The 1,905-nt window shown below is 65.6% G+C and carries 3 protein-coding genes; 2 read left to right on the top strand and 1 reads right to left on the bottom strand.

What is annotated here, in order from left to right:
• Positions 1-591, top strand: a 591-nt coding sequence (locus tag EOA36_RS34590) for an alpha/beta hydrolase (protein ID WP_145969483.1), incomplete at its 5' end; no start/stop codon positions are given.
• On the opposite strand, the gene EOA36_RS34585 is transcribed toward EOA36_RS34590, so the two are convergent.
• Positions 592-1,359: an NIPSNAP family protein gene (locus EOA36_RS34585; protein WP_127281151.1), complete on the bottom strand. Its 768-nt coding sequence runs from the start codon at positions 1,357-1,359 to the stop codon at positions 592-594.
• A gap of 147 nt (positions 1,360-1,506) precedes the next feature.
• Between EOA36_RS34585 and EOA36_RS34580 the strand changes: the two genes are divergently transcribed.
• Positions 1,507-1,905 (top strand): TetR/AcrR family transcriptional regulator (locus EOA36_RS34580; protein WP_189553517.1); only part of this gene is annotated, 399 nt, incomplete at its 3' end.

Raw genomic sequence — 1,905 nt, 5'->3', positions numbered from 1 at the left:
GGCGACGGCTGCTGCGTCGCGGATTTCGCCGAGGACATTGCCGGGTTGATCCGGCACCTGCGGTTGGACCGGCCTGTCGTCGTCGGTCATTCTCTGGGCGGCATGGTGGCGATTGCCTTGGCCGCTTGGCATCCGGGCCTGGTCGGTGGCCTGGTCGTGCTGGCCAGCGCGTTGAAGCCCGGCTTCACGCCGGACCATCCGTTGCCGGTCGGCATCCGGGCCTTGCGCGACCCGATATCGCCAACCGATCCGTTCTTTGCCTGGTGGCATGCATGTGGGGCCTCGGTACCGCAGCCTTTTCTCGCCGGCCTGGCGAAGGAAGCTTCCGCCATGCCGGCGGCCCGCTGGCGCGGCATTCTCGATGAAGTCCGCATGACCGACCTGGCAGCCGAGGCACGGGCGGTGCGGGTCCGGACGCTGATCATCGCCGGCGCCTGCGATCCGCTTTTCGGCGAAGCGCACCAACAGGCTTTGGCCGAGGCGCTGACCGGATCCCGTCTCGTGTGGGCGCAAAATTGCGGTCACAATCCGCACTGGGAGGACCCGGCCTTTGTCGCCTCGGCGATCGCGGAAATGTTGACCGGCCGCTGATCATCTCAACAGCGATCGGGCCGTGGGCACCAGCCGCAACGTCTCTGCCGGCTTTGTGCTGACGGCTTGCATGCTCTGGATGAGCGCCCGCCACGCCGACGAAGCAGCGAGGCTATGGTTGGCATGGGCATCGGCGTCGTGGAAGCCGGTAACGGCGACGAAGACGTTTTCTCCGGCGCGCACGGGAAGTCGCGGGAACGTGTTTGCGGCCGGCTCCGTCACGAAGGCGCCGAGCAGACGCGCGCCGGTCTGGGCAAGCCGCGCAACCATCTCCGCCCGGAAGCGCCCGGCGACATCGGCCCCGGTGCCCGGCCGCAAATGATGAATCGAAATCTCAACCAGACCGGGCAACCCATTCCGATCGCTTGTGCTTTTGGCCGCCGATGGTCGGCGCAGCCCCGACAGATCGAAGCCGGCACCCGGCCACGCCGGTCGCAGCAGCAACACATCGTCGGAATCGATCATCGTCGCATTGGCGGCATCGCGGTGTGCGGCCCATACAGGGCCGTCATAGAACGCGCCCAAAGCGTCCTTGCGGGCATCCATGCTGTCGAAGCCGCGCATCCAGACGAACATGTCGGGGCGGTCCAGGTCACGGAATTGGCCGATGATGGTCATCCCCGCGTCTTCCTGGTTTTCGATGAACTCCGTGTCGAAGATCTCGATCAACGTTTCGCGCCGGCCGGGCTTCAACGTGTACTGGCGCAATTCGACGATCGGCGAGGCGAGCGCCACCGGCTTCGGCGTGGCATTCGGGGTCGGGTTCATCCGGCGTTCTCCAAACAGGTTGATCACCCTGTTTATAAACAGACCGGTTGCCCTGTTTTGTCAACATGCTATCCTTCGAGAATGTCAGCAGAGCTCAACATCCGGCCAAGGCGAGCCCGAAGCAAACGCATCAACGACCCTGAGGGCATGCGCCGGAAAGTGCTCGACGTCGCCGAAGACGCGTTTCAGGCACGCGGCTATCATGCTTCCAGCCTCGGCGACCTGATGGCGGCGGCAGGCGTCAGCGCCGGCGCGCTGCATCATCATTTCCCGACGAAGAAGGCGCTGGCGCTGGCGGTCATCGACGAGCGTGTGGCGGCGGCGGTCGAGGAGACGTGGATCGCCCCGGTGCAAGCGGCGGCTTCGGCGCGTGATGGCGTGCGTCAGGTGTTCGAAGCCGTGGCGGCGGAACTGGAACGGCAAGGTTTCGTGCGCGGCTGCCCGCTCAACAATCTGGCGCATGAGCTCTCGCTCGCCGATCCCGAGTTCCGGATTGCGCTTGCCGGCATCTTCGCTGCATGGCGCCAGGCGATCGCCGACAAGATC

Origin of the sequence: Mesorhizobium sp. M8A.F.Ca.ET.021.01.1.1 (assembly GCF_003998025.1) — a bacterium.
Classification (GTDB): domain Bacteria; phylum Pseudomonadota; class Alphaproteobacteria; order Rhizobiales; family Rhizobiaceae; genus Mesorhizobium.
This window is presented reverse-complemented; position numbering and strand designations above follow the sequence as displayed.